The sequence below is a fragment of the Zongyangia hominis genome (genome assembly GCF_014385095.1).
GTDB classification, from domain to species: Bacteria; Bacillota; Clostridia; order Oscillospirales; family Ruminococcaceae; genus Zongyangia; species Zongyangia hominis.
The window spans coordinates 668202-693677 of record NZ_JACRTC010000001.1 but is presented as its reverse complement, the minus strand read 5'-3'; the positions used below and the strand labels follow the sequence as shown (position 1 = coordinate 693677).

Below are 25476 nucleotides of genomic sequence, written 5' to 3'. Positions count from 1 at the left end.
ATGAAAACGAAGATTTATACTGTCGAAGACTTAAAAAAGAAGCTGGGTGAGAGCACCAAGTCCTATGATCTGGAAAAGATCACCCAGGCCTATGCTACCGCCGTGGAGGCGCACGAAGGTCAGTGCCGGAAATCGGGGGAGCCCTATATTTCCCATCCCATCGCCGTGGCCATTGAGCTTATCGATTTAGGGATGGACACCGACACCCTGTGCGCGGCGCTTTTACACGACGTGGTGGAGGACACCGACGTGGAGCTCTCGGTGATCGAAAAGCAGTTTGGCTCCGAGGTGGCGCTGCTCGTCGACGGGGTGACCAAATTGGGACGGATTCCCTTCTCGTCGAGGGAGCAGCAGCAGGCGGAAAACGTGCGCAAAATGCTTTTGGCGGTGGCCCAGGACGTGCGGGTCATCATCATCAAGCTGGCCGACCGGCTCCACAACATGCGCACCATCCAAGCCCTGCCCGAACAGAAGCGGCGGGACAAGTCCTTAGAAACCATGGAAGTCTATGCGCCGCTGGCCCATCGCCTGGGCATCCGGGCCATCAAGGAGGAGCTGGAGGACATCTCCTTAAAGTATCTGGACCCCATCGGCTACGAGAGCATCGAGCAGGCCCTCATGATGCGCAACGACGACCGCCAGCAGTTTTTAAACGCCATCAAGGAGCGGATTATCGAGCGCCTTTCCAGTGATTTTCACAACCCCTATGTGGAAGGGCGGGTTAAGAGCATCTACGGCATCTACCGCAAGGTGTACATGCAGGGGCGCTCGTTTGAGGAGATCTTTGACGTCTACGCCATCCGCATCATCGTGGACACGGTGATCGAATGCTACAATATTCTCGGCATCATCCACGACATGTTCCGCCCCATTCCCAACCGGTTCAAGGACTATATCTCCACTCCCAAACCCAACATGTACCAGTCCCTGCACACCACCGTGGTGGGCAAGGAGGCCATCCCCTTCGAGGTGCAAATCCGCACCTGGGATATGCACCACACGGCGGAATTCGGCATCGCGGCCCACTGGAAATATAAAGCCGGGGTCAGCGGATCGGACAAGCTGGACGAGCGTCTGGCCTGGGTGCGCCAGCTTTTGGAGGTGCAGAAGGAGTCCGACGACGTGGAGGACATCGTCCGCTCCATCAAAAACGACCTGGCCCCGGAGGAAGTGTTTGTCTTTACCCCCAAGGGCGACGTCATCAGCCTGCCCGCCGGTTCCACCGTCATCGACTTTGCCTACGCCATCCACAGCGCGGTGGGCAACCGGATGATCGGAGCCAAGGTGGACGGGCGCCAGGTGTCGTTGGACTTTCAGGTGCGCACCGGCATGATCGTGGAGATCGTCACCTCCAACGCCCAGGGCCACGGCCCCAACAGGGACTGGCTCAAAATGGTCAAGACCAGCGAGGCCCGCAACAAAATCCGACAGTGGTTTAAGCGGGAAAAGCGGGACGAGAACATCGAAGAGGGCAGGGCCGAGCTGGAACGGGAGTTTAGACGCAACCTGATCTCCCTCCCCGACGCGGAGATGAAGGAATTTTTGTTGGAAATCGCCAAACGGCAGCACTTAAATTCCATCGACGACTTCTGCGCGGCCATCGGTTACGGCGGCATCTCCCTCTCCCGCATTATGCCCCGCATCAAGGACGACTTCCAGAAGAAATACCGGGTGCCGGAGCAGCCCAAGATTGAACCGACAATGAAGCCCAAACGGGAGCGCAGGCCTCAGAGCGGGGTTATCGTGGAGGGACTCGATAGCTGTCTTGTCAAGTTTGCCAAGTGCTGCAATCCGCTGCCCGGCGACGACATCGTGGGATTTGTCACCCGCGGCTACGGCGTCTCCATCCACAAGCGGGACTGCATCAACGTCCAGTCGGCCATGAAGGACGAGACCCAGCAGGACCGCTGGGTCAAGACCACCTGGGCGGGCCTGCCCGACGGCGGCACCTTTAAATCCACCATCGAGATCTACGCCGAGGACCGGGACGGCATGCTGGTGGACGTCAGCGTGGGGCTGACAAACCTGAAAGTGCCGCTGCACTCCCTCAACGCGCGGGAGATGAAGGACGACCACATCATGATCCAGGTCACCATCGGTACCAAGAGCGTGGAACAGTTAAACAGCATCATTGCCACCCTCAAACGAATCGAAGGCGTGGTATCCATTGAGAGAACCTATCAGTAAAAGGAGACATTTATGAGAGTCGTATTACAGCGTGTGAGAAGCGCCGGGGTGCGTATCGGCGGGGAAGAGCGGGCGTCCATCGGCCAGGGACTCATGGCGCTCGTGGGCGTGTGCGGCGAAGACGGGGAGCGACAGGCCGATTACCTGTGCGAGAAAATCGCCAACCTGCGCATCTTTGAGGACGACGGGGGCAAGATGAACCGCAGCCTGCTCGACATCGGCGGCGGCATGATCGTGGTTTCCAACTTCACCCTCTATGCCGATTGCAAGAAGGGCCGCCGCCCCTCCTTTGTCAGGGCCGGGGACCCGGGGCACGCCCAGCGCCTCTACGATTATTTTGTCGCGCGGATGGGGGCGGTGGGCGTCCGGGACGTCCAGACGGGGGAGTTTGGCGCGGACATGCTCCTCTCCATCGAAAACGACGGGCCGGTGACCATCGTGCTGGACACCGACGAGCTGATGTAAGCCGTCAGCCCATTTTAAGGCGAAAGAAAGGAGAACCCCATGGAAATTGTAAGAATCCCGGTGGGATATTTGCAGGAAAACTGCTATATCGTCTATGACGAAGAGAAACGGGCCGCGGTGGTGGATCCGGGGGACGAGGCCGGGAGGCTATTGCAGGCACTGGAAAAGCTGGGGGTGCAGGTGGAAGCCATCCTGCTCACCCACGGCCACTATGACCACACCGGCGCGGTGCCGGACATCCAGCGCAAATACGGCGCGAAGCTCTGTATCGCCAAGGCGGACGCGAAGATGATCGAGGACCTTGACTTAAGCGCGGTCCTCAACCAGCGCTGGAAGCCGGGGGAGGCCCAAGTGGACCGCTTTCTTGTCGACGGGGATGTGATTGAGGTGGGGAAACTCCGCTTTGACGTCATCGCCACGCCCGGCCACTCCAAGGGCTCGGTGACCTACCGGTGTGGGGACACCCTCTTTACCGGGGACACCCTGTTCCAGGGCGACTGCGGCCGGACCGACCTCTACGGCGGCAGCTACGACGAGATCAAGGCATCTCTTAAGAAGCTGGCGGCGCTGGAAGGGGACTACCGGGTACTGCCGGGACACGGCCCCGAGAGCACCTTGGAAGAGGAACGGCTTCACAACGTTTATATAGGAACACAGGATTATGACACTTATTTTTGATGGACATTCCTACCGGTACGAGCTGGAAAGCCTCTGCCGCTTTTTCTTTACCGGCGAGACGGTGACCTCGGTGTTCCGGGGGACACCGGAGGACAGCGGTGATTACGAGGCATATATTCTGACGTCTCTCCGGCGGGGGGAGGGGGGAACAACCCTCACCGTCCGCGCCCGGTATCGCGGGCGGGAAGAGCAGGCGCAAGACAAAGTCCCCAACGGCGTCCGCGACTACGACCATGACTGTGAGTACGCCTTCGGCGTGCTCCTCTACCGGGCGCTGTCCGCGCTGACCGGCGTTTTCCCCCAATGGGGCGTACTCACCGGCATCCGGCCGGTTAAGCTCTTCCGCCGCCTTCTCGATGAGGGGAAGAGCCCGGAGGAGGCCCGGAAATATTTTGAAGAACAATATCTGGTCACCCCGGAGAAAAGTGCGCTGGCGGCCTGCATCGCCGAGAACCAGCGGCGCATCCTCTCCCTATCGGGGGAGAAGTCGTACAGCCTCTATCTCTCCATGCCCTTTTGTCCCAGCCGGTGCCGCTACTGCTCCTTTGTCTCTCACAACATCGAGAAGACAAAGCGCCTGGTACCCGATTATCTGCGCCTGATGTGCGAGGAAATCCGGGCGGCGGGCAGGCAGGCCAGGGAATTGGGGCTGCGTCTTGCTTCCATCTACTTCGGCGGCGGAACCCCCACTGCGGTGACGGCCCCCCAGCTGCGGCAGATTCTCGACGCGGTGGCCGAGAGCTTCCCCGTCTCCGACGCGCTGGAATACACGGTGGAGGCCGGCCGGCCGGACACCATCGACAGGGATAAGCTGCGGGTGATGAAGGAGGCGGGGGTCACCCGCATCAGCATCAACCCCCAGACCCTCCAGGACGAGGTGCTCCGCGCCATCGGCAGAAACCACACCGCCGCCCAGACGGTGGAGGCCTTTCATCTGGCCAGGGAGATGGGATTTGACGACATCAATATGGACCTGATCGCGGGACTCCCCGGCGACACCCTGGCAGGCTTTCGGGATACCCTTTCTAAGGTGATGGCGCTGGGGCCCGAGAATGTGACGGTACATACTCTCACCGTCAAGCGCTCCTCCGACATGGGTGGGGAGTATGCCTCCCTCTATAAGGCCACCGAGGAGGAAGTTTCCGCCATGGTGGACCACGCCCGGCAGCGCCTCATGGACGGCGGATGGCAGCCCTACTACCTCTACCGGCAGAAGAACACCATCGCCAACCTGGAAAACGTGGGCTACGCCAAATCCGGACACGAGAGTGACTACAACATCTTCATCATGGAGGAGGTCCACACCATCCTGGCGGTGGGGGCCGGGGCGGTGACCAAACTGGTGGCGCCCACCGGGAAGATTGAAAGAATCTACAACTATAAATATCCCTATGAGTATATCGACAGATTTGACCAGATGATGGAAAGAAAGAATCGGGTGGTGAGCTTTTATGAACACAATGGACTTAAGTAAGCCCCATTACGACATCTCGGAAATTAACCGCATGGCCAAGGAAGACCCCGCGGCGCTGGTGGCGCTGGGGGAGGAAAAGTATCGGCAAAACCTCTATCACGCGGCTCTGGAGATCAAAAAGCGCATCGGTAAAGTAAACTTTGTCATGATCGCGGGCCCCACCGCCTCGGGCAAGACCACCACGGCCCGCAAACTCAAACACCAGCTGGAGGAAATCGGCATCGGCGCGGTGGTCATCTCTTTGGACGACTTTTTTATCGGCGCCGAGGCGCCCACCCGTTTTGCCGACGGCCGCAGCGATTATGAGAGCATTTTTTCCCTGGACATTGAATGCATGCATCGGTGCTTTTTTAACCTCATTTCCCATAGCCAGGCGTGGTTTCCCATCTTTGACTTTGGCACTGGTATGCGCTCTCCCGAAGCGAGACACGTGCGCATCTCCCAAAACGATGTGGTCATTGTGGAGGGCCTTCACGCCCTCAATCCGGTGCTTTTGCCCCCCATGGAGCAGGAGCGGCTCTTTCGCATCTACGTGTCGGTGAAAAGCCGGTTTGTCATCGGCAATCAGGTGCTCATCGGCCAGGAGAATACCCGGCTTATCCGCCGGATGGTCAGAGATTACCATTTCCGTAACACGCCTCCCGATAAGACGCTGGAAGACTGGCGGGACATCTGCCATGCCTCTCAGCTTTATATCGAGCCTTTTGAGAAGACGGCGGATCTGACCATCGACACGGCCATCATGTATGAACCCAGCCTTTTCGGCCGGGAGCTCGCTCCCCTGCTCCAAGGTCACCACCAGGATCATGAGGAGAAGGTGGCCCGCATCGAGAGCGCCATCGCTGCCTTTTTGCCGGTGAGTCCCCAGCTGGTTCCGGCCGACTCCCTCCTCCGCGAATTTATCGGCGGGGAATAAGTTTAGAAAACTATTAATTTTTTATAAATTCTCTTGCAAAAATCCCCCATGGCTGGGGAAAAGAGCTATAATGATAACCAAATCAGGGCATCTATTTCCTGGGATCACAAGGAGGATTTCTATGGATATGTTTGATAGTTTCGTCAATGCGGCAAAGGACGCCTGTGACAAAGCGGGCAAGATGACCGAAGAGGTCGTCGCCATTTCCAAGCTCAAACTCAAATGTTCCCAGACCAAGGCGGAGATTGAAAAAGCCTATGGCCGTCTGGGCAAGATCGTGTTCGACTGCAAAAAGTCCGGCGTCGAGAACGATGAACTGGTCGCCGTGTGCGTCGCGGAGATTCAGGCCCTCATCGACCAGTTGGAAGCGGACACCGATCAGCTGATGCAGCTTAAAAAGCTCATTCGCTGCAAATCCTGCGGCTACGCTAACCCCATCGGTTCCCTCTACTGCAACCGCTGCGGCGCCAAGCTGGACCCCATGCCGGAGCCCGCGGACGAAGAGGAGGCGGCCCCCGGAGAGGAGGTCCCGGCGGAGGAAGCGCCCACTGAGGAGCCGCAGGCCCCCGAGGAGCCCGCTGAGACGGCGGCAGAGGAGCCCAAGACCGAGGAATAATAGCAGGGCCAGGGTCTTAAACGCAAAACGAAGACATGACCGAAAGGGTGAATAGAGATATTCACCCTTTTTTCTATACAAACGCGTTTTTTTAGTTTAAACTAAGAGGAATAAAGCTCCCGCCCCTCAAGGGGGAAACGGGAGCACAGGACAAAGGAGAGAACGAGGTTGTTTCATTACAGTGACTATGCGGCTAGCGCCATGTATGTCGGGGAGAAGATCGGCGAGCAGCCCGACGCGGCGGTCATCCTGGGTTCGGGGCTGGGCGTCTACGCCAACCGCTTTTCCGACGCGGTGACGCTTCCCTATGAGGAGATTCCCCACTTCCCCAAGGGCACCAATAAGGCCCACGCTTACCGGATGCATCTGGTGCGGGTGGGGGAGAAGAAGGTGCTCCTCCTGTCGGGGCGCTACCACTACTATGAGGGCTTTTCCATGGAGCAGGTGGTCTATCCCACCCGCGTTTTGCGGCTGTTGGGCGTCGAAAAGCTGGTGGTCACCAATGCCGCAGGCGGGTTAAACCCCGGCTTCTCGGTGGGCGACTTCATGCTCATCACCGACCACGTGAAGTTTTTCACCGAGTCCCCGGCCCGGGGCGGCAACATCGACGAGCTGGGCCCCCGCTTCTTTGACATGTCCCACGCCTACGACCCCCAGCTGCGCGCGCTGGCTAAAGAGGCCGCCGCGTCCTGCGGCATCGGCGTGCAGGAGGGCGTTTACGCCTTTATGCCGGGCCCCCAGTTTGAGACGCCGGCGGAAATCCGCGCCCTGCGGACACTGGGGTGCGACGCGGTGGGCATGTCCACCGTGCCGGAAGTCATCGCGGCGGCCCACTGCGGCATCCAGGTACTGGGCATCTCCTGCATCTCCAACATGGCGGCGGGCATCCTGGACGCCCCCATCACCGACGAAGAGGTGGTGGAAATCACCTCCAAACGGGCTGGCGACTTCCAGAAGCTGCTGGGCGCCATTCTGGAAAAAATCTAGGCGGGGAGGGTGCGTCATGCTGTTTCGGGACATCACCGTCATCGACGAAAACTTTGAGGTCCGCAATCACTGCTATGTGGGCGTGCGGGGGGACAAGATCGCCTATCTCTCTGACGAGCTGCCAAAGGAGGACTTCGGCGAAGTTTATGGGGGGCGGGACAAGGTGCTCCTGCCCGGGTTTGTCAACGCCCACTGTCATGTGGCCATGACCCTCCTGCGGGGGTATGCCGAGGGACTGCCCCTGGACCGGTGGCTTCACGAAAAGGTCTTCCCCTTCGAGGCGCAGATCCAGTCCGAGCACTTTTATTATGGCGCCATGCTGGGCATTGCCGAAATGCTCGCCTGCGGGGTGACGAGCTTTTCCGAGATGTATTTTTCCTGCGAGGAGATCGCCCGGGCCGTGGCGGAAAGCGGCATCAAGTGCAATTTGGCGGTGGGGGTGACAAGCCCCGTTCCGCCGGTCCCGTTTGAGGATAACCTACTGGTGCGCCACATGTTTTCCCTTTTTAAGCGCTGGGACGGGGCCAAAAACGGCCGCATCAAAATTGACACCTGCCTGCACGCGGAGTACACGACCGACGAGGAGACGGTGCGGGGGATGGCACGGCTGGCCAAAGAGAAGGGCAGCATCACCCATGTCCATCTCTCGGAGACGAGGGAGGAGCACGAGGGGTGCAAGGCACGCCGGGGCGGGAGGACGCCCGCCCGGTACTTTGCCGACTGCGGCCTGCTGGAAAGTCGGGCCCACTTTGCCCACGGCGTCTATTTGGAGGAAGGCGACCGGGAGCTTCTGCGCGCCGCCGGGGCCAGTGTGGCCCACTGTCCGGCCAGTAACCTCAAGCTGGGCAGCGGGGTGACCGACGTCCCGGCGCTTTTAAAAAGCGGGGTCAACGTGGCCATCGGCACCGACGGCGCGGCCAGCAACAACAATTTGGATATGCTCTCTGAAATGCGCCTTTGTTCTTTGCTTGGCAAGGGTATAGCGGGGGACCCTTGTCTTCTGCCGCCCCGGGAAGTCCTTTACATGGCCACCCGCGCCGGGGCCCTCAGCCAGGGCCGGGAGGACTGCGGGCTTATCAAAGAGGGTTTCCGGGCGGACCTCACCGTCCTCGACCTGCATCGCCCCCACATCCAGCCGGTCCACGATGTCCTGGGCGCCGTCGTCTTCGGGGCCAAAGCCTCCGACGTGGTTCTGACCATGTGCGACGGACGGGTCCTCTATAAGGACGGCGTCTATTTGACGCTGGGTGAGGAGAGTATCATGGCCGGGGCGGACCGCTCGGCCAAAGAGATTTTGAACCGCATTGGGCCAGTGCGGCAGATAGAGTCCATATCGGAATAAACGCGCCGGATACAGAGAAAAAGTCCGGCGTTTTAGAAAGATAAAGGGGAGAATGAATCAACATGGAAGATTCTATCCGTGACTGCAAACTTTGCGATATTTTTGGCACTCACGTCTTCGACGACCGGCTGATGCAGGAGCGTCTGCCGGAGGAGACCTACCGGGAGCTGAAAAAGGTCATCGACGAGGGCCGCATGCTCGACGCCAAACTGGCGGAGGTGGTGGCCAACGCCATGAAGGACTGGGCCGTCTCCATGGGGGCGACCCATTACACCCACTGGTTCCAGCCCCTCAACGGCTGCACGGCGGAGAAGTACGAATCGTTTATGTCCACCACCTCCGGCGGCGGGGCCATCATGGAATTTTCGGGCAAAATGCTCATCAAGGGGGAGTCGGACGCCTCGTCCTTTCCCTCGGGCGGCCTGCGCTGTACCTTTGAGGCGAGGGGGTACACCATGTGGGATCCCACATCCCCCGCCTTCCTCAAGGAGGACAAATCGGGGGTGACTTTGTGCATCCCCACCGCCTTTTGCTCCTACACCGGGGAATCGCTGGACGAGAAGACGCCGCTACTGCGGGCAGCTAAGGCGCTGGAAACCCAGTCGTTGCGGCTGTTACATCTCTTCGGAGACCACCAGGTCAAGCACGTGAGGGCGTCGGTGGGGGCCGAGCAGGAGTATTTCCTCATCGACCTGGACACCTTCCAGAAGCGGGAGGACTTAAAGCTCTGTGGCCGGACCCTGTTCGGCGCGAGGCCGCCCAAGTGCCAGGAGATGGACGATCATTACTACGCCTCTTTAGGGGAGCGGGTCTCCTTATTTATGAAGGAGATCGACGAGGAGCTTTGGAGCATGGGCGTCTCGGCCAAGACCAAGCACAACGAGGCGGCCCCCTGCCAGCATGAGCTGGCCCCCATCTTCACGGTGGACAACATCTCCGCCGACCAAAACCAGCTCATCATGGAGACTCTCCACCGGGTGGCACTGCGCCACCGGCTGGTCTGCCTGCTCCATGAAAAGCCTTTTGCATATGTCAATGGTTCCGGCAAGCACAACAACTGGTCCCTCATCACCGACGACGGCCAAAATCTGTTCGAGCCGGGGGATAACCCCTACGACAACGCCAAATTCCTGCTGTTTTTGTGTGCTGTCATCCGCGCCATCGACCTGTATGCCCCGCTGCTCAGAGCCGCCGCCTCCAGCGCGGGCAACGACCAGCGCCTGGGCGGCTATGAGGCGCCTCCCTCCATCGTTTCCCTGTGCCTGGGCGAGTCCATCTTATCGGTGCTGCGCCGGGTGGCGGGGGAGCCGGGAACGGAGGACTACCAGAAGGATACAGTGGTGGACTTCGGCATCCCAACCCTGCCCCAGATGGCGGTGGACGCCACCGATCGCAACCGGACCTCCCCCTTCGCCTTCACCGGTAGCAAGTTCGAGTTTCGCATGCTGGGCTCCTCCATGTCGGTGTCTTGGGTCAACGCCACACTCAACACCATGGTGGCGGAATCACTCGACTACATTGCCACCCGATTGGAAAAGAGCCGGGATTTTGACGGCGATATCGTGGGCCTCATCCGGGAAATTTATGAGAAACACGGGCGGATTATCTATAACGGCAACAGCTACGACCCCGATTGGCCCGCGGAGGCCGCCAAACGGGGCCTGCCCTGCATAAACGACGCGGTCAGCGGGGCCAAGACTTTGGTGCATCCGCGGGCGCTCCAGCTTTTTGACCGGTACGGCGTCTGCCGGGAGAGCGAGATGCGGGCCAGGGAAGAGGTCATGCTGGAGCGCTACGGCAAACATGTCCTCATCGAAGCGCGGACCATGGTGCGGATGGTCAACCGGGAGATCTACCCGGCGGTGATGCGCTATGCGACCGAGGTGGCCGACAGCCTGACCAAAATCAGGTCCCACCATTTTCCGGCGTCCTCCCAGGAAAAGCGGCTGGAGTTTCTCAGCCGGAAGCTGGACGAACTGGACCGCTACACGGTGCAGCTGGGGGTGCTGTGCGAAAGCACCACGGCCCTCACCGATATGGAGGAGCGGGCCGCCCGCTGCCGGGATGTGGTGTTGCCGCTGATGCACCAGATCAGGGGTATCGCCGACGCGTTGGAGCTGATTGTGGATAAGGCCCGCTGGCCCATCCCGTCCTATCAGGACATCCTCTTTAACGTATAATCCCGCTCGTCCGGTAATACTTATGAAATAACGGCTGTCCCAGTCCGCGAATACGAAAGAGGGGGAAGTACGTCCATGCCAAACAGACCCAAACAAAGCTTCCTGCACGGCGCAATCATCTTGATGGCGGCGACCATCATTGTCAAATTGATTGGCGCGGTGTTCAAAATCCCGCTGACCAACCTCATCGGCGGGGAGGGCATGGGGTATTTTACCACGGCCTACGGGCTCTTCAATCCCATCTACGCCCTGTCCATCGCCGGACTGCCGGTGGCGGTGGCCAAGATGGTGGCGGAAAACGCGGCGATACGGCGGTATAAGGATATCCGCCGCATCATGAGGATTTCGACGGCTCTGTTTTTGGGCACCGGACTCGTGGGTCTGACGCTCATGATCTTCGGCTCCGGGCTCTTTGTCCGGGCGGTGGGAAACCCCGGCGCTTTCTGGTCGGTGGTAGCCATTTCTCCCGCCATCTTCTTCGGCTGCATGACTTCCGCCTACCGGGGGTATTATCAGGGCCTGCGCAACATGTATCCCACCGCCGCCTCCCAGATCGTGGAGGCCGTCTGCAAGCTGACGGCGGGGATGCTGGGCGCTTATCTGATGATGCAGTGGGGCCTCAACCAGTTTAAAGGCGGCGGCAAAGTCTTTGGCCAAGCGGCGGCGACTTTGGCCGAGGCCCAGTCCGTCACCTTGCCCTACGCGGCGGCGGGCGCCATCTTCGGCGTCACTTTGAGCACCTTCGCGGGGATGTTCTACCTATGGCTTCGCCACAAGCGCAAGGGGGACGGCATCACGCCCGAGGAACTGGAGGCGGCGCCCGAGCCGCGTCCGGCAAATCAGTTGCGCCGCAGGCTCATCAAGCTGGCCATCCCGGTCTGCCTGGGCGCGGTGGTAGTCAATTTAACCTCCATGATCGACTTGGCCTCGGTGATGAACCGGCTGGACACCGCCATCGCCAGGGACAGCGGCGCTCTGCTTGCCATGTACGGCCATCTCATCCCCGCGGGCATGACCCTGGACCAGCTGCCGAACTTTTTGTTCGGCTCCTATCAGGCGCTGTCCATCACCATCTTTAACCTGGTGCCAGCGCTGACCACCACCTTCGGCGTCAGCGCCCTGCCCGCCGTAGCCACGGCCTGGGCCACCCGGAGTATGAAGGACTTGCAGCGCAATGTGGAGGTGGTGCTGCGCATCACTTGTTTGGTGGCCATTCCGGCGGGCCTGGGGCTCTTCGCTCTGGGCGGCCCCATCCTCCATCTGCTCTTTTCCGCCCGGGCGGCGGAGGCCATTATCGCGACCCCACTCCTGCGCACGCTGGGTATTGCCGCCATCTTTGTGGCGGTGGCGACGCCGGTCAACAGCATGCTCCAGGCGGTGGGCCGCCCCGACCTGCCGGTGAAGCTGATGGTTGTCGGCGGCATTGTGAAGCTGGGCATTAACTTTTTCCTGGTGGCCATCCCCTCTATCAATATCCACGGCGCGCCCATTGGTACAGTGCTGTGCTATCTAATCATTGTCTTAGTGGGGATTGTCTGCCTGTGCCGGACCACAGGGGTGGTACCCCGTGTGGGAAGCGTATTTCTCAAACCTTTGATCGCCGGGGGCATCTGCGCGACTGCGGGCTGGGCGAGCTACGGCCTCTTTCGGATGGGGCTGTCCGGGAGCATGTCCACCATTGCGTCCATCGCGGTGGCGGGCGTCGTCTATGTTCTCGCCCTGTTTTTGATTCACGCCATCACCAAAGACGACATTTTGATGCTGCCAAAGGGAGAAAAAATCGCAAAACTACTTGAAAAACGGGGTCTGATAGGGTAAGATATAACTTGCTCACTAAAAATCCGGGGAATTGAGCAATGAAGCGGATTTTTGGGCCGGATAGACAAAGAATAAAGGTGAAATCATGCCACAGGATTTTGAGCGTAAAGACAGATATAAGATGGAAGACCTCATCAAGATTATGGAGGTGCTCCGCGGGGAAAACGGTTGTCCGTGGGACCGGGAGCAGGACCACCACTCCATCCGGAAAAACTTCTTGGAGGAGACTTACGAGGTACTGGAGGCCATCGACAACGAAGACCCCAAACTGCTCCGGGAGGAACTGGGCGACGTGCTGTTGCAGGTCGTGTTCCACGCTAGAATGGAAGAGGAACAGGGAAGGTTTGACTTTGACGATGTTGCCAACGATATCTGTCAGAAGCTGATCATCCGCCATCCGCACATCTTTGGTGACATCAAGGTGAGCTCTGCGGGGCAGGTGCTCGTCAACTGGGATAAAATTAAGCAAGCGACCAAGGGCCAAAAGACGGCCACCGAAACGCTCGAAAACGTACCCAAGGTCCTGCCGGCGCTGATGCGGGCGGGCAAGGTGCAGCAGCGGGCGGCCCGGGCAGGCTTTGATTACGACGGCGTGACAGGAGCACTCGCCGATCTCAAAAGCGAGATTGCCGAGCTGGAAGAGGCCATTGCCAAAGGGGAGAAAGCGCAGTGCCGGGAGGAGATGGGAGATCTCTTCTTTGCCGCGGTCAACGTTTCCCGCTTTCTTGACGCCGACGCGGAGGAGACCTTAAGCGAAGCGACGGATAAGTTTATTCGCCGGTTTGCCGTAGTGGAGCAGCTTGCAAAGCAAAATGGGGTGGATATGAAACAAAGTGATCTCGCGCAGCTTGATGTCCTATGGAAAGAAGCCAAAAAACAGTTGTCAAACGGCTGACTGGAAGGATACCGGTACAGTTGTTTTAGGAAATAAAATGTGATTATACGGAGGAATTTTCAAATGACGAAAGCAGAACTGATAAATTTAGTTGCAGAAAAAGCGGAAATTTCTAAAAAAGAGAGCGACAAAGTGGTTGGCGCTGTCATCGATTCCATCACGGAAGCACTGGTGAACGGTGAAAAAATCCAGATCGTCGGTTTCGGCACATTCGAGGTCAGAGAGCGCGGCGAAAGAAAGGGCAGAAATCCCAGAACCAAAGAGGAGATCACTATCCCCGCTTCCAAACTGCCGACCTTCAAAGCTGGCAAAGCCCTCAAAGACGCTGTTGCGAAATAAATTTCCTATGTGCTTAAAAACCGGTTTTATACCGGTTTTTTTATTGCCCATTACCGGCAGAATACTTTAAAAGAAATCAGGTGTAAACATGCGATTGGATAAATACCTCAAGGTGACGCGGCTCATCAAGCGGCGCACCATTGCCAACGAGGCCTGCGACGCGGGCCGGATCGTGGTCAACGGCAAACCGGCTAGGGCCTCCTACGACGTCAAGGAGGGGGATGTAGTGGAAATCAACATGGGTTCCCGCCCGCTTAAGGTGAAGGTCCTCAAGGTCAGCGAATACGCCAATAAGGAAAACGCCGCCTCCCACTACGAGGTCATGGAATAGCTTTGTCCAACAAAGTCATAAACTCCTGTTGCCCATCATAAAATGCAGTGATGGACAACAGGAGTTTTTTTCATGGCCGGACTGCCGGTATGGAGACAAGGCGCCTAAAAATTAGCAATGGAGGTCAAGAAATGGTAGACGAGAAAAAAGTGGTCAAATTGCCCCACAACTTAATCTTGGAGGATCGAAGGGCGCTGAGCGTCTCGGGCGTGGCCGACATCGACAGCTTTGACGAACAGAGCGTCGTCCTCTTCACCGATCTGGGGGAACTGACGATCAAGGGATACAACCTGCATATCAACAAGCTCAATGTGGATACAGGGGAGTTGACGCTGGAGGGGGAGATCTACGCCCTGTCCTACGCCGACGAACAGCCGCAGAAGGGCGGCGGCTTCTTCTCCAAAATCTTTAAATAATCTTCCGCCCTGGGGCGGACTTTGAAGAATCCGGAAAGGTACGGTAAAAGCGCAGTGAATGTGATGCTCAGTCAGCAAACGCAAGTCTTTCTCTATGCATGTCTCATTGGCGCGGGACTGGGCGCGTTTTACGACGTGTTCCGGATGATCCGCCTGGCGGTCAAAAATTCAGCCGTCATCGTCTTTATCGAAGACGCCCTTTTTTTCGCCGTCTGCGCCCTGGTCACTTTTTTTTATATGATGCAGGCCATGGGCGGACAGCTCCGCTTTTTTATACTCCTGGGCGAATTCTTGGGCGCGGTGATCTACTATTTTACCATCGGCGCGCTAGTGATGAAAATTTCCAAACTTATCATCCGGGGAATTAAAGCGGTTTTGCATTTTCTATTTCGAATTTTTATTCGGCCTATCCTCTTATTTTTGCAATGGATCGGCAAAAAGCTACAAAAGTTGTTTTCAAAATGCACAGCACCGTTAAAAAAATTTGGTACAAACGCAAAATTTCGCTTGAAACAACAACGGGTTTTATTGTATAATCTACTTAAACCTCATCCAAAACAGAAAAAGAAAAAAAGGCGGGCCCGAAAGGAAGGAAAAAACAGTGGCAGGAAAACAAGAAAAAACGGGTAAACATATTTTTGTGCGCCTGGCGGCTGTAGCTTTCGGCATCTATCTGGTGGCCTCCATCGTGGGACAGCAGCTGGAAATCCGCGAGAAAAAGGCGTTGCTCGCCAACGTGCAGCAGCAGTGCCAGACACAGGAAATGGAGAACATGGAGGTTCAGCGCCTGCTCAGCCAGGGCGACGACCGTTCCTATGTGGAAAAGGTGGCCCGGGACAAACTGGACTACGCCTATCCCGACGAAAAGGTGTTTGTGGACGCTTCCGGCAGCTGATGATGGGTCATCCCATCAAAAAGGTTCTTGCATTTTTTGTCAGTTTTAAGTATAATGTAACGCATTGAAGTGTAAATTTAAGGAGGCAATTGCTTTATATGCAGCTGGAAGTTGGAAGCATCGTGGAGGGCAAGGTGACCGGAATCACAAAGTTTGGCGCTTTTGTGGAACTGCCTGGAGGTAGAACCGGTATGGTACATATTTCCGAAGTGGCGCCGACTTATGTCAAAGAGATCAAAGACCATCTTACGGAAAATCAGATGGTCAAGGTCAAGGTGCTCAATATCAGTGAGGACGGCAAGGTCAGTCTCTCCATCAAACGCGCCATGGACAATCCAACTCCCCCGCCGCGCAGAAACTTTCAGCGGCAGGAGCGCGATTTCAGCCGCAGTAAAAAGGGCGAGCCTCAGACTTTTGAAGATATGATGAGCAAGTTTAAACAGACCAGTGACGAAAAAATGTACGATCTCAAAAAATTTATGGATGGCAAACGCGGCACATCGGGTCGCCGGGGCGGCGGACAAAACAAATAAGCTTTTGTAAAACGAAGTGGCGACGCTTCGTTTTTTTGTTGCTTCTCTTACCTCTTTTGAATAAAAAAACACGCCGTTTCATCGAAACGGCGTTACATCAAAAGAGTGATAGGGGAAGTGTTTGGAAATGGGATTGCTGATAGAATATCACAATTTACAGAAATTGTCAATTGATTTTAAAGAAATTTTTCTAATAAATGGAAACGAGGATGAAAATGTATCTGATTCACGCAAAAATTAACACAGTCACCCAAGGCGTCATCGAAGAGGGATATCTCAAAATTGAGGACGGCGTCATCGCTCAGATGGGACCTATGGAAGAGTTGGAGGAACAGGGAGAGGCCATCGACCTGCATGGCTTTACCGTTTACCCCGGCTTCATAGACGCCCACACCCATCTAGGCATGTGGGAGGACGGCCTGGGCTTTGAGGGGGACGACGGCAACGAGGACACCGATCCCACTACCCCCCATCTGCGGGCCTTCGACGCGATCAATCCCCTGGACCGCTGTTTTGAGGAAGCTAGACAGGCAGGCGTTACCACGGTGATCACCGGCCCCGGCAGCGCCAACCCCATCTCCGGACAGATGGTGGCCATGAAGACCCGGGGGGTGCGGATGGAAGACTGTGTCATCAAAGAGCCGGTAGCCATGAAATTCGCCCTGGGGGAGAATCCCAAGGGTACCTATCACCCCAAGGGGGAAACGCCGGTGACCCGGATGGCCACGGCAGCCCTCATCCGGGAGCAGCTTTATAAGGCGCGGCGCTACATGCAGGACTTGGAGAAGGCCCAGGAGGACGAGGACTGCGACGAGCCGGAATACGATATGAAATGTGAGGCCCTGCTGCCCGTCCTGCGGCGGGAAGTAAAGGCCCACATCCACGCTCACCGGGCTGACGACATCTTCACCGCCGTCCGGCTGGCCAAGGAGTTCGATCTTGATTACGTGGTGGTCCACGGTACCGAGGGCTACAAAATCGCGGACGCGCTAAGGGAAGAAGGGGCCAAGGTGATCACCGGTCCGCTCTTGTGCGACCGTTCCAAGCCGGAGCTCAAGGAGCTCTCTCCCCAAAATCCGGGACTGCTCACCCTCAGCGGGGTGGAGGTGGCCATCTGCACCGACCACCCGGTCATCCCCATCCAGTACCTGCCCCTGTGCGCGGGGCTGGCGGTCAAGGAGGGGATGGCCTACGACGAAGCGCTCAAAGCCATTACCATTACCCCCGCCCGCATCTGCGGCATCGACAGCCGGGTGGGCTCCATCGAGGTGGGCAAGGACGCGGACCTGGTGGTATTCGCCGGGGACCCGTTCTCCGTCTACGCCAAACCGAAGCTCGTTATGATCGGTGGTTCCATCGTCATGTAAGACGGGTTACTGCGGGACAAAACGAGGAAGGAGGAATTTATCGTGAGAGAAATTCATGTCCGGCAAATTGCCGACGCCATCAAAGATCTTTGCATCGAAGCCAACAACATTCTTCCTGACGACATCGAAAGCTGTATGCGCTCCTCCTACGAAGAGGAGGATTTCCCGTTGGCCAAGCAGGTGCTGGGGGATTTGATCGTCAACTTCCAAACCGCCCGGGAACAGGGAATTCCCATCTGCCAGGACACGGGTATGGCTGTGGTGTTTGTCAAGCTGGGTCAAGACGTCCACATCGTGGGCGGGGACTACGAGGCTGCCATCCATCAGGGCGTCCGGGAGGGTTACCTAGAAGGAAATCTGCGTTGTTCGGTGGTGGATGACCCCCTCAGGCGGGTCAATACCAACGACAACACCCCGGCGGTCATCCATACGGCGGTGGTGCCGGGGGATAAAATCAGCATTACGGTGGCTCCCAAGGGCTTCGGCAGCGAGAACATGAGCAGGCTCAAAATGTTCACTCCCTCCGCCACGCCCGGCGACATCGTGGACTTTGTGGTGGAGACGGTAGAGATCGCCTCCGGCAATCCCTGCCCGCCGGTGGTGGTGGGCGTGGGCATCGGCGGGGACTTTGAGCTGTGCGCGTATCTGGCCAAGAAGGCCCTGTGCCGGGACGCCTCCCTGCGCAACCCCGACGATCTGTACGGGGCGCTGGAAGCGGAGATGCTCTATAAAATCAATGCCCTTGGCATCGGCCCCCAGGCTTTCGGCGGGAGGACCACGGCGCTTGCGGTCAATATCGAAACCTATCCCACCCACATTGCGGGACTTCCCGTAGCGGTCAATATGGGATGTCATGTGACAAGGCACAAAACCACAGTTTTATAACCCCCCTTTTGTACAGTAAGCCAAATTCATGGAAAATTCGGAAAATATCTTTCTATATTCAACAATTTGTGATACAATAAAGACAGACAATTTATATAAATTGTTGAATAAGCCAGTTAAGGGGGTCCGATTTATGAACATCACAATCAATGCCAGAAGGGTGACCATCAACGACTCTTTTAAAGCCCGCGTAGAGAAAAAGCTCAAAAAACTGGATCGCTTTTTTGACCAGGACGCGGTGGCGGTTGTCACAGTGTCCCGGGAGCGCGACAGAGAGACGGTGGAAGTAACCATCCGCGCCGCGTATATGGTCTTCCGGGCAGAGGAAACCACCCGCGACATGTTTGATTCCCTGGAAGTGGTTGTCGATTCCCTTGTCAGACAGATCGTCAAGAACAAATCCCGCCTGGAAAAGAGGCTGCGCGTCGATGCGTTTGCACCCGAGTATCAGGACGCGGTGGAGCAGGAGGACTTCCGGGTGGTCAAGACCAAACGGTTTGCCATCAAGCCCATGAGTGTGGACGAAGCCATTTTGCAGATGAATCTGCTCGAGCACGAGTTTTTCATGTTCCGCAACGATGATACCAGCGACATCTGTGTGGTCTACCGGCGCAAAAATGGCGATTACGGTTTGATCGAGCCTGAAATTGAAGAAGAGTAATCCGGCCGAGTAACGCCGGTCAATTGATATTAATAAAATAGCCGCGAAAGCGGCTATTTTTGCGTATGAGGGGCGGAGCGCGAAAGCGCGGATGCCCCTGCGCATTCAATTGGCAAAACGAAGCGACGCCAATAGCCGCGAAAGCGGCTATTTTTGCGCATGAGGGGCGGAGCGCGAAAGCGCGGATGCCCCTGCGCATTCAATTGGCAAAACGAAGCGACGCCAATAGCCGCGAAAGCGGCTATTTTTGCGCATGAGGGGCGGAGCGCGAAAGCGCGGATGCCCCTGCGCATTCAATTGGCAAAACGAAGCGACGCCAATAGCCGCGAAAGCGGCTATTTTTGCGCATGAGGGGCGAAGCGCTGGGCGCGGATGCCCCTGCGCATCGAATGAAAAAGGCCAGCCGCAATAACGGCTGGCCTTTTTTACTGAAAAGAGACTCAGACATGGGGGATGTTGGTGTGATCGGAGATTTCGGAGCTTGTGGTGCAAAGGTCGTTGAGGCACAGATCGTGCACATCGTCGTGTCCGGTGATGCGGGCAAAGGTTTTGAGTTCCTCGTTGCAGACTTTAAGATAGTTTGCCACCCGTTGGGCCGCAGTGTCTATTTGGAGGCGCTTTCTCAGCTCCGGGTCCTGGGTGGCGCAGCCCACGGGGCATTTCCCCGAGCCGCAGATGCGGTACTGCTGGCAGGCGCCGGCCATGAGGGCGGCGCTCGCCACCGCGACGGCGTCCGCGCCCATGGCGATGGCCTTGGCAAAGTCCGAGGACACCCGCAGGCCGCCGGTGATGACGAGCTCCATATCCAGGCCGTGGTCGTCGAAGTAACGGCGGGCGCGGTAGAGGGCGAAGAGAGTGGGCACGCTGGTGGCGTCCCGGATGATCTTGGGGCTCGCTCCCGTGGCGCCGCCCCGCCCGTCGATGGTGATGAAATCGGGGGCGGCGTAGGAAATGAATTCCAGGTCCCGCTCGATGTGGCCCGCCGCGATCTTGACACCGATGGGCCGCCCGCCCGAGCGCTCCCGGAGGCTTTCCACCAGATTCTTCAAATCCTCTTTGGAGCGGATGTCGGAGAAGCGGGAGGGGCTGATGACGTCCTTGCCCAGGGGCTTCTGCCGGATTTGAGCGATTTCCGGCGTCACCTTTTCGCCGGGCAGATGACCGCCCATGCCGGGCTTGGTGCCCTGGCCGATCTTGATCTCGATGGCGTCGGCGTTTTGCAGATTTTCGTCGGTGACGCTGTATAAATTGGGCACATACTCAAAGATATATTTATAGGCGGCGGCCCGCTCCTCCGGGAGGATGCCGCCTTCGCCGCTGCACATGGCGGTTTTGGCCAGGGCCGCGCCGGCCGATAGGGCCGTCTTCATCTCTTTGGAGAGGGCGCCAAAGGACATGTGGGAGATATAGACGGGACTCTCGATGACCATAGGCTTCTTCGCGTGCTTGCCGATGACGGTGGTGGTGCGTACCGGCGCGTGTTCGTCTAAGGGGAAGGTGGCCAGCTGTGCGCCGAGAATTAAGATATCGTTCCAGGAGGGAAGGGGCAGGCGGGTGCCCATGCACTCGATGATGGACTTTCCGCTGACCGCCATTTCATGGATATCGGCCATGTAGGGCTGGGAGGGCTCCGACGGACGGAAAAACTGGGCGGGATAGGCTAAGGGATTGCCCTCGCCGGCACCGGAGAGAGAGGCTGGCGCCGGTTTTTCCCCGTCCGCCTCCTTTTGGAACAGGTGCTTGGGCGCCGTGCAGACCGGACAGCTCCAATCGGATGCCAGTTCGGAGAAGGGAACGCCCTCCTTTTCTTCGTCGTAACTGTTTCCGCAAATGGGGCAGATGTATCGAGCCATATGATGACCTCCTTTTGTAACTAGATGACACCACACCGCGCTTCGCTCATGCAGCGATAAAAAACGCGGAGATGTTGGAGAAAAACTGTGGAATATCACTAATTTTAGTATACCATGGGGGGAAGAGAATTGCCAGCCGTCCTGAAAATTTATTGCGGCTATGGGGGGAGTGGGGTATAATAAAGGGAAAATGAGTAAGGAATGGAGAAACGGATGAAGATGAAATTATCCTGTCCCTGCATGTTTGGCCTGGAAGGGGTGCTGGGCGACGAGGCCCGGCGTCTGGAGTTAGAAAATGTCCAGGTTGTGGACGGACGGGTTTCCTTTGACGGCGGCTTTGCGGAGCTTGCCAAAGCCAATATTCATTTGCGCACGGCCGAGCGGGTCCAGATCATTCTGGCCGAGTTTCCGGCCTACAGCTTCGAGGATTTATTCCAGGGGGTCAAGGCCATCCCCTGGGAGGACTTTGTCGGCAAAAAAGACAGCTTCCCGGTGAAGGGGTGGTCCCTCAATTCCAAATTGCACAGCGTGCCCGACTGCCAGTCCATCGTCAAAAAGGCGGTGGTGACCCGGCTGTCCGACGTCTACCACCAGTCCTGGTTTGAGGAGACGGGGCCGCTTCACCAGATTCAGTTTTCCATCATGAAGGACCGGGTCACCATCATGCTCGACACCTCGGGTCCGGGGCTCCACAAGCGGGGCTATCGGAGAAACGCGAATCTCGCCCCCATCAAAGAGACGCTGGCCGCCGGAATCGTGCTCCTCTCCCGACTGCGGAAGGACGCCAACGTCATCGACCCGTTCTGCGGCTCGGGCACCTTCCTCATCGAGTCGGCTATGGTGGCCATGAACATCGCGCCGGGCATCAACCGCCGTTTTGACTGCGAGCGCTGGGGCGCTATTCCCCAGGAAATCTGGAAGCAGACCCGCCAGGAAGCTCTCAGCGCCATCGACAAGCAGGCGGGATATCACGGCTACGGCTTCGATATTGACGACGCGGCGGTGGAGCTCAGCCGGGAAAACGCCAAAAAAGCGGGCGTATCCCCGAGGATTAGGGTGGAAAAACGAGATATTGGGAGCTTTTCCACTGACTTTGAAAGCGCGGTGATCTACTGCAATCCGCCCTATGGGGAGCGGATGCTGGAAGTGAGCGCCGCCCGGGAGATCTATCGGACTATGGGGCAGGTGTTCGAGCACAGAAAGTATCTCAAATACTACATCATCAGTCCCGACGAGGAGTTTGAACAGTTATTTGGGCGCCGAGCGGATAAGAGAAGAAAGCTCTATAACGGCATGCTCAAGTGCCAGCTTTATATGTATTTTAAATAATTGAGGGAGCGAAGGGGCGCGGATGACCCTGCATTACCCTGGATACGAGCCGGGTATCTCTGCACCCAAAACGAGCAAAACTGGTCCAAAACGGTCCAAACCGCGCTTTTTCCGGCATTGTTAATTCTTTGATGATCGGATACAATAATGGCATACCACATCAAAGGTTCCCTGCAGGGGCGGAGATGTCCGGTGTACGCAACGAATCAACACATTTTTGGAGGATAGCCATGAAAAAATCAACCATTACCGTATTAGCAGTGGTCGGCGTTCTGGTTCTGCTGGTCGTCATCGCCTTTGGATGGGGCATCGGCACCTATAACTCCTTAGTTTCCACCCAGGAAAACGTGGATAAATATGCCAGCGACATTCAGGCGGATTTACAAAGAAGGTCGGACTTAATCCCCAACCTGGTGGAGACCGTCAAAGGCTACGCCAGCCAGGAAAAGGAAATCTTTACCGACATCGCGGACGCCCGCAGCAAATTGGCCGGCGCGACCAACATGCAGGAAAGCGCCCAGGCGGACTCCGAACTGAGCTCTGCGCTGTCCAGACTTTTATTGATCGTCGAAAACTATCCGGAGCTCAAATCCAACGAAAACTTTATCGCTTTGCAGGACCAGTTGGAAGGAACGGAAAACCGCATCAAGGTGGCACGCACCAAGTACAATGAGGCGGCCCAGGAATATAACACCAAAATTAAACGCTTCCCGTCTTCTATGATCGCTTCCATGTTCGGCTTTGACAAAGCGGACTACTTCCAGGCTTCGGAAGGCGCCCAGGATGTGCCCTCTGTGGACTTTGGAGCCTAACGGAGAAAAACGAGAAGCGGAGGAACCGACATGAAAAAACTGCGTATCATAGCAGTGCTGGGCCTTTTGTGCATCCTTTTGATGGGTGCCGCGCCCGAACAATTGCAGCCCACTTCCCGTTTTTTTGTCAACGATTTTGCGAATGTCCTCTCCCAGGAGGATGAGGACGAGATCTACCGCTTGGGCGTCAGTCTCTATGAGCAGACCAAGGCGCAGGTAGTGGTCGTCACCGTCGACAATATGGACGGCATGGATTTGGAGACCTTTTCCCACACCTTGGCGGAAAGCTGGGGCATTGGGGACAAGGAGGACGATTCCGGCGTCCTGCTCCTACTCGCCATGGAGGAGCGGCAGAGCCGCATCGAAGTCGGCTATGGCCTGGAAGGGGCTTTGACCGATCTGCGCACCGGCCAAATCCAGGACAAATACATGCTTCCCTACTACAAGGATGGAGATTACTCCACTGGTATGCGGGAAGGGTATAGAGCGGTGCTCAGTCTCGTCTATGACGAATACGGCATCCAGGTCGACGAGCTTCCCTCGGCCGAAGAGATCGAGGAGAAAGAGGGGAGAAGTTTTCCCGCCGTCCTTGTGCCGATGGGCATCATTGGCCTCATTATCCTGGCGAGCGTCCTTACCCGCGGCGGCCGTGGAGGCCGTGGAGGCGGAGGCGGCTTCCTCTTTATGCCGATGATGTATGGCCGCGGCCATCACCACGACGATGACACCTTCTTCGGAGGGGGCGGCTTTGGCGGCGGTGGTTTCGGAGGCGGCGGAGGATTTTCCGGCGGAGGCGGCAGCTTCGGCGGGGGCGGCAGTTCCCGCGGCTTCTAAACGGGAAGCTGAATCAAAGAGAAAAAAGAACGGCGAAAGCCGTTCTTTTTTATTGTCCGGCAAGCAAACGAATGGGCGGGCCAAACCCCGTATGTCACCCGTTTTCGGCGGGAGTATGCTCCTTTCAAGGCGGGGGAGGGTGTTCCCATGAGGAAGATTGTGTTATACTGGGGAGCATGGAGGGGAAGCGCATGTATATTCGGTCGATTGTCCTCAAGGAAAATGCCAGGGAACTGTGTGACAGCTACCTGTTTGACATCCCGGCCATCCGGGGGCTGGAAACGCTGGATTTACAAAGCCCGGTCACCTTCTTTGTGGGGGAAAACGGCAGCGGCAAGTCCACCCTGCTGGAAGCCGTGGCCGTGGCCTATGGCTTTAACCCCGAGGGCGGCTCGAAGAACTTTGCCTTTTCCTCCAACCCCACCCATTCGGGGCTCTACCAGGCCCTGCGGCTGGTCAAAGGACCCGTCAGGCCCAGGGACGGGTTCTTTCTGCGGGCGGAGAGCTTTTATAACGTGGCCACCGAGGTGGAGCGGCTGGAGGAAATCGGGGGGCCCGGCCTCTTTGACTCCTTTGGCGGGAAGTCGCTGCACCAGCAGTCCCATGGGGAAAGCTTTTTGTCCTTGGCCATTCACCGCTTTTGGGGGAAGGGCGTTTATCTTATCGACGAGCCGGAGGCGGCCCTGTCGCCCTCCCGGCAGCTCACTTTTTTGGCTCGGATGGGAGAACTGGTCCGGGACGGCTCCCAGTTTTTGATCGTCACCCATTCCCCCATTTTGATGGCCTACCCCGGAGCGGACATCCTGCTCTTTGGGGAGGATGGCATCCGCCGGGTCAAATATGAGGAGACCGAGCACTACCGGATTACCAAGGCATTTTTGGAAAGTCCCCAGCGGATGCTCCGGGAGCTGCTGCGGGGGGAGGAGGAATAAGCATGCAACTGCAAAAAAGAGAGAGCGCCGGGGGCGGGGCACTCAGCGGCCTGAGCTTGAAGGTCTTCGGCCTATTGTGCATGGTGGCTGATCACATCGGGGAATTTCTCCCCGGCACGCCCCTTTGGCTGCGATACATCGGGCGGCTGAGCGCGCCCATCTTTTTCTTTTTGATGGTAGAAGCCTTCTTCCACAGCCGGCACGTGGAAAAGTATCTCCTGCGGCTATTGGGCTGCGGTGTGGGGATGCAGTTTGGCAACTGGCTGCTGGTAAAGCTTTTCCACGACGACAGCGGCATCCCCAACAATATCTTTCTCGGACTGGCCGGATGTCTGCTCATGGTCATTTTTATCGACAGCTTCCTGCGGGGGAAACGCCGGGGAATAAGCCTCGTCGGCGTCCTGCTCTCCATGCTCTTTGTCCTCTTTACCGAGGCGGGATTCATTGGCATTGCCATTACCTTGGCCTTCTACTTTTTCCACGGGACCCGCGGCCCCCTCGCCGCCGCCTATGTGGTGGCGTCCCTCTTGGCAAGCGAGGTCTTTTTGTTGCAGCCGGCGAGCTATTATTTCCAGGTCAATCCCCAGTGGATGATGGTCTTTGCCATCGTCCCCCTCCTCCTCTATAACGGGAAGCGGGGCAGGAATACGCCCTTTGTCAAATATCTGTTTTATGTGTTTTATCCGCTGCACATCTGGGTTTTGTATCTGATCGGCCAGTGGATGTAAGCA

At 57.3% G+C, this 25476-nt stretch carries 26 protein-coding genes; 25 read left to right on the top strand and 1 reads right to left on the bottom strand.

The window, feature by feature from the left end; translation table 11 throughout:
- The 20 genes from H8709_RS03125 (at nucleotide 1) to hpf (ending at nucleotide 18985) form a co-directional block, all read left to right on the top strand.
- On the top strand, nucleotides 1-2187 hold the full coding sequence (locus tag H8709_RS03125; RefSeq protein ID WP_262396903.1) for a RelA/SpoT family protein: 2187 nt from the start codon (nucleotides 1-3) through the stop codon (nucleotides 2185-2187).
- Nucleotides 2188-2199: 12 nt separating this feature from the next.
- Entirely contained in the window at nucleotides 2200-2652 is a 453-nt protein-coding gene (gene dtd, locus H8709_RS03120) for a D-aminoacyl-tRNA deacylase (RefSeq protein ID WP_262396902.1), read from the top strand.
- Between the two features lie 39 nt (nucleotides 2653-2691).
- A complete protein-coding gene (locus H8709_RS03115; protein WP_262396901.1) occupies nucleotides 2692-3330 on the top strand; it encodes an MBL fold metallo-hydrolase in 639 nt (212 codons plus the stop codon).
- The gene (hemZ, locus tag H8709_RS03110) at nucleotides 3314-4804 is read left to right on the top strand and encodes a coproporphyrinogen dehydrogenase HemZ (RefSeq protein WP_262396900.1); all 1491 of its coding nucleotides are present in this window, start codon (nucleotides 3314-3316) and stop codon (nucleotides 4802-4804) included. The genes H8709_RS03115 and hemZ overlap by 17 nt, the downstream gene beginning before the upstream one ends.
- Entirely contained in the window at nucleotides 4782-5720 is a 939-nt protein-coding gene (locus tag H8709_RS03105) for a uridine kinase family protein (protein WP_262396899.1), read from the top strand. Before hemZ ends, H8709_RS03105 begins: the two co-directional genes overlap by 23 nt.
- Nucleotides 5721-5841: 121 nt before the next feature.
- On the top strand, nucleotides 5842-6336 hold the full coding sequence (locus tag H8709_RS03100; RefSeq protein ID WP_262396898.1) for a zinc ribbon domain-containing protein: 495 nt from the start codon (nucleotides 5842-5844) through the stop codon (nucleotides 6334-6336).
- Between the two features lie 168 nt (nucleotides 6337-6504).
- Complete coding sequence (locus H8709_RS03095) at nucleotides 6505-7323, top strand: purine-nucleoside phosphorylase (RefSeq protein WP_262396897.1); 819 nt, start codon at nucleotides 6505-6507, stop codon at nucleotides 7321-7323.
- Between the two features lie 16 nt (nucleotides 7324-7339).
- The gene (locus H8709_RS03090) at nucleotides 7340-8665 is read left to right on the top strand and encodes an amidohydrolase family protein (RefSeq protein ID WP_262396896.1); all 1326 of its coding nucleotides are present in this window, start codon (nucleotides 7340-7342) and stop codon (nucleotides 8663-8665) included.
- A 62-nt stretch (nucleotides 8666-8727) separates the two neighbouring features.
- Complete coding sequence (locus H8709_RS03085; protein WP_262396895.1) at nucleotides 8728-10845, top strand: glutamine synthetase III family protein; 2118 nt, start codon at nucleotides 8728-8730, stop codon at nucleotides 10843-10845.
- Between the two features lie 75 nt (nucleotides 10846-10920).
- Nucleotides 10921-12663, top strand: coding sequence for a putative polysaccharide biosynthesis protein (locus H8709_RS03080; protein ID WP_262396894.1), 1743 nt, complete (start codon nucleotides 10921-10923; stop codon nucleotides 12661-12663).
- Between the two features lie 85 nt (nucleotides 12664-12748).
- Nucleotides 12749-13558 carry a nucleoside triphosphate pyrophosphohydrolase gene (gene mazG, locus H8709_RS03075; protein ID WP_262396893.1) on the top strand — a complete coding sequence of 270 codons (810 nt, stop codon included), beginning with the start codon at nucleotides 12749-12751 and terminating at the stop codon, nucleotides 13556-13558.
- 63 nt (nucleotides 13559-13621) lie between these two features.
- On the top strand, nucleotides 13622-13897 hold the full coding sequence (locus H8709_RS03070; protein ID WP_262396892.1) for an HU family DNA-binding protein: 276 nt from the start codon (nucleotides 13622-13624) through the stop codon (nucleotides 13895-13897).
- 88 nt (nucleotides 13898-13985) lie between these two features.
- The gene (locus H8709_RS03065) at nucleotides 13986-14228 is read left to right on the top strand and encodes an RNA-binding S4 domain-containing protein (protein ID WP_262396891.1); all 243 of its coding nucleotides are present in this window, start codon (nucleotides 13986-13988) and stop codon (nucleotides 14226-14228) included.
- Nucleotides 14229-14359: 131 nt separating this feature from the next.
- Nucleotides 14360-14644 (top strand): sporulation protein YabP, encoded by a 285-nt coding sequence (gene yabP / locus H8709_RS03060; protein ID WP_262396890.1) that lies wholly within the window; start codon nucleotides 14360-14362, stop codon nucleotides 14642-14644.
- Nucleotides 14645-14707: 63 nt separating this feature from the next.
- Nucleotides 14708-15274: a spore cortex biosynthesis protein YabQ gene (yabQ, locus tag H8709_RS03055; protein WP_262396889.1), complete on the top strand. Its 567-nt coding sequence runs from the start codon at nucleotides 14708-14710 to the stop codon at nucleotides 15272-15274.
- A 10-nt stretch (nucleotides 15275-15284) separates the two neighbouring features.
- On the top strand, nucleotides 15285-15539 hold the full coding sequence (locus H8709_RS03050; protein WP_262396888.1) for an FtsB family cell division protein: 255 nt from the start codon (nucleotides 15285-15287) through the stop codon (nucleotides 15537-15539).
- A gap of 98 nt (nucleotides 15540-15637) precedes the next feature.
- Nucleotides 15638-16072, top strand: coding sequence for a S1 RNA-binding domain-containing protein (locus H8709_RS03045; RefSeq protein WP_262396887.1), 435 nt, complete (start codon nucleotides 15638-15640; stop codon nucleotides 16070-16072).
- 215 nt (nucleotides 16073-16287) lie between these two features.
- Nucleotides 16288-17439 carry an amidohydrolase gene (locus tag H8709_RS03040; RefSeq protein ID WP_262396886.1) on the top strand — a complete coding sequence of 384 codons (1152 nt, stop codon included), beginning with the start codon at nucleotides 16288-16290 and terminating at the stop codon, nucleotides 17437-17439.
- A 42-nt stretch (nucleotides 17440-17481) separates the two neighbouring features.
- The gene (locus tag H8709_RS03035; RefSeq protein ID WP_262396885.1) at nucleotides 17482-18324 is read left to right on the top strand and encodes a fumarate hydratase; all 843 of its coding nucleotides are present in this window, start codon (nucleotides 17482-17484) and stop codon (nucleotides 18322-18324) included.
- Nucleotides 18325-18457: 133 nt separating this feature from the next.
- Nucleotides 18458-18985: a ribosome hibernation-promoting factor, HPF/YfiA family gene (gene hpf, locus H8709_RS03030; protein WP_262396884.1), complete on the top strand. Its 528-nt coding sequence runs from the start codon at nucleotides 18458-18460 to the stop codon at nucleotides 18983-18985.
- Between the two features lie 440 nt (nucleotides 18986-19425).
- Here hpf and H8709_RS03025 read toward each other — a convergent pair whose 3' ends face one another.
- Nucleotides 19426-20838, bottom strand: a complete 1413-nt coding sequence (locus H8709_RS03025; protein ID WP_262396883.1) for a glutamate synthase-related protein — start codon at nucleotides 20836-20838, stop codon at nucleotides 19426-19428.
- A 213-nt stretch (nucleotides 20839-21051) separates the two neighbouring features.
- On the opposite strand from H8709_RS03025, the gene H8709_RS03020 reads away from it, so the two are divergent.
- The 5 genes from H8709_RS03020 (at nucleotide 21052) to H8709_RS03000 (ending at nucleotide 25473) form a co-directional block, all read left to right on the top strand.
- Nucleotides 21052-22167 (top strand): THUMP domain-containing class I SAM-dependent RNA methyltransferase, encoded by a 1116-nt coding sequence (locus H8709_RS03020; protein ID WP_262396882.1) that lies wholly within the window; start codon nucleotides 21052-21054, stop codon nucleotides 22165-22167.
- A 230-nt stretch (nucleotides 22168-22397) separates the two neighbouring features.
- A complete protein-coding gene (locus H8709_RS03015) occupies nucleotides 22398-22979 on the top strand; it encodes a LemA family protein (protein ID WP_262396881.1) in 582 nt (193 codons plus the stop codon).
- A gap of 30 nt (nucleotides 22980-23009) precedes the next feature.
- The gene (locus H8709_RS03010) at nucleotides 23010-23813 is read left to right on the top strand and encodes a TPM domain-containing protein (RefSeq protein WP_262396880.1); all 804 of its coding nucleotides are present in this window, start codon (nucleotides 23010-23012) and stop codon (nucleotides 23811-23813) included.
- Nucleotides 23814-24004: 191 nt separating this feature from the next.
- Nucleotides 24005-24745 (top strand): AAA family ATPase, encoded by a 741-nt coding sequence (locus tag H8709_RS03005; protein WP_262396879.1) that lies wholly within the window; start codon nucleotides 24005-24007, stop codon nucleotides 24743-24745.
- A 2-nt stretch (nucleotides 24746-24747) separates the two neighbouring features.
- Entirely contained in the window at nucleotides 24748-25473 is a 726-nt protein-coding gene (locus H8709_RS03000; RefSeq protein WP_262396878.1) for a conjugal transfer protein TraX, read from the top strand.
- The last annotated feature ends 3 nt before the right edge of the window (nucleotides 25474-25476 follow it).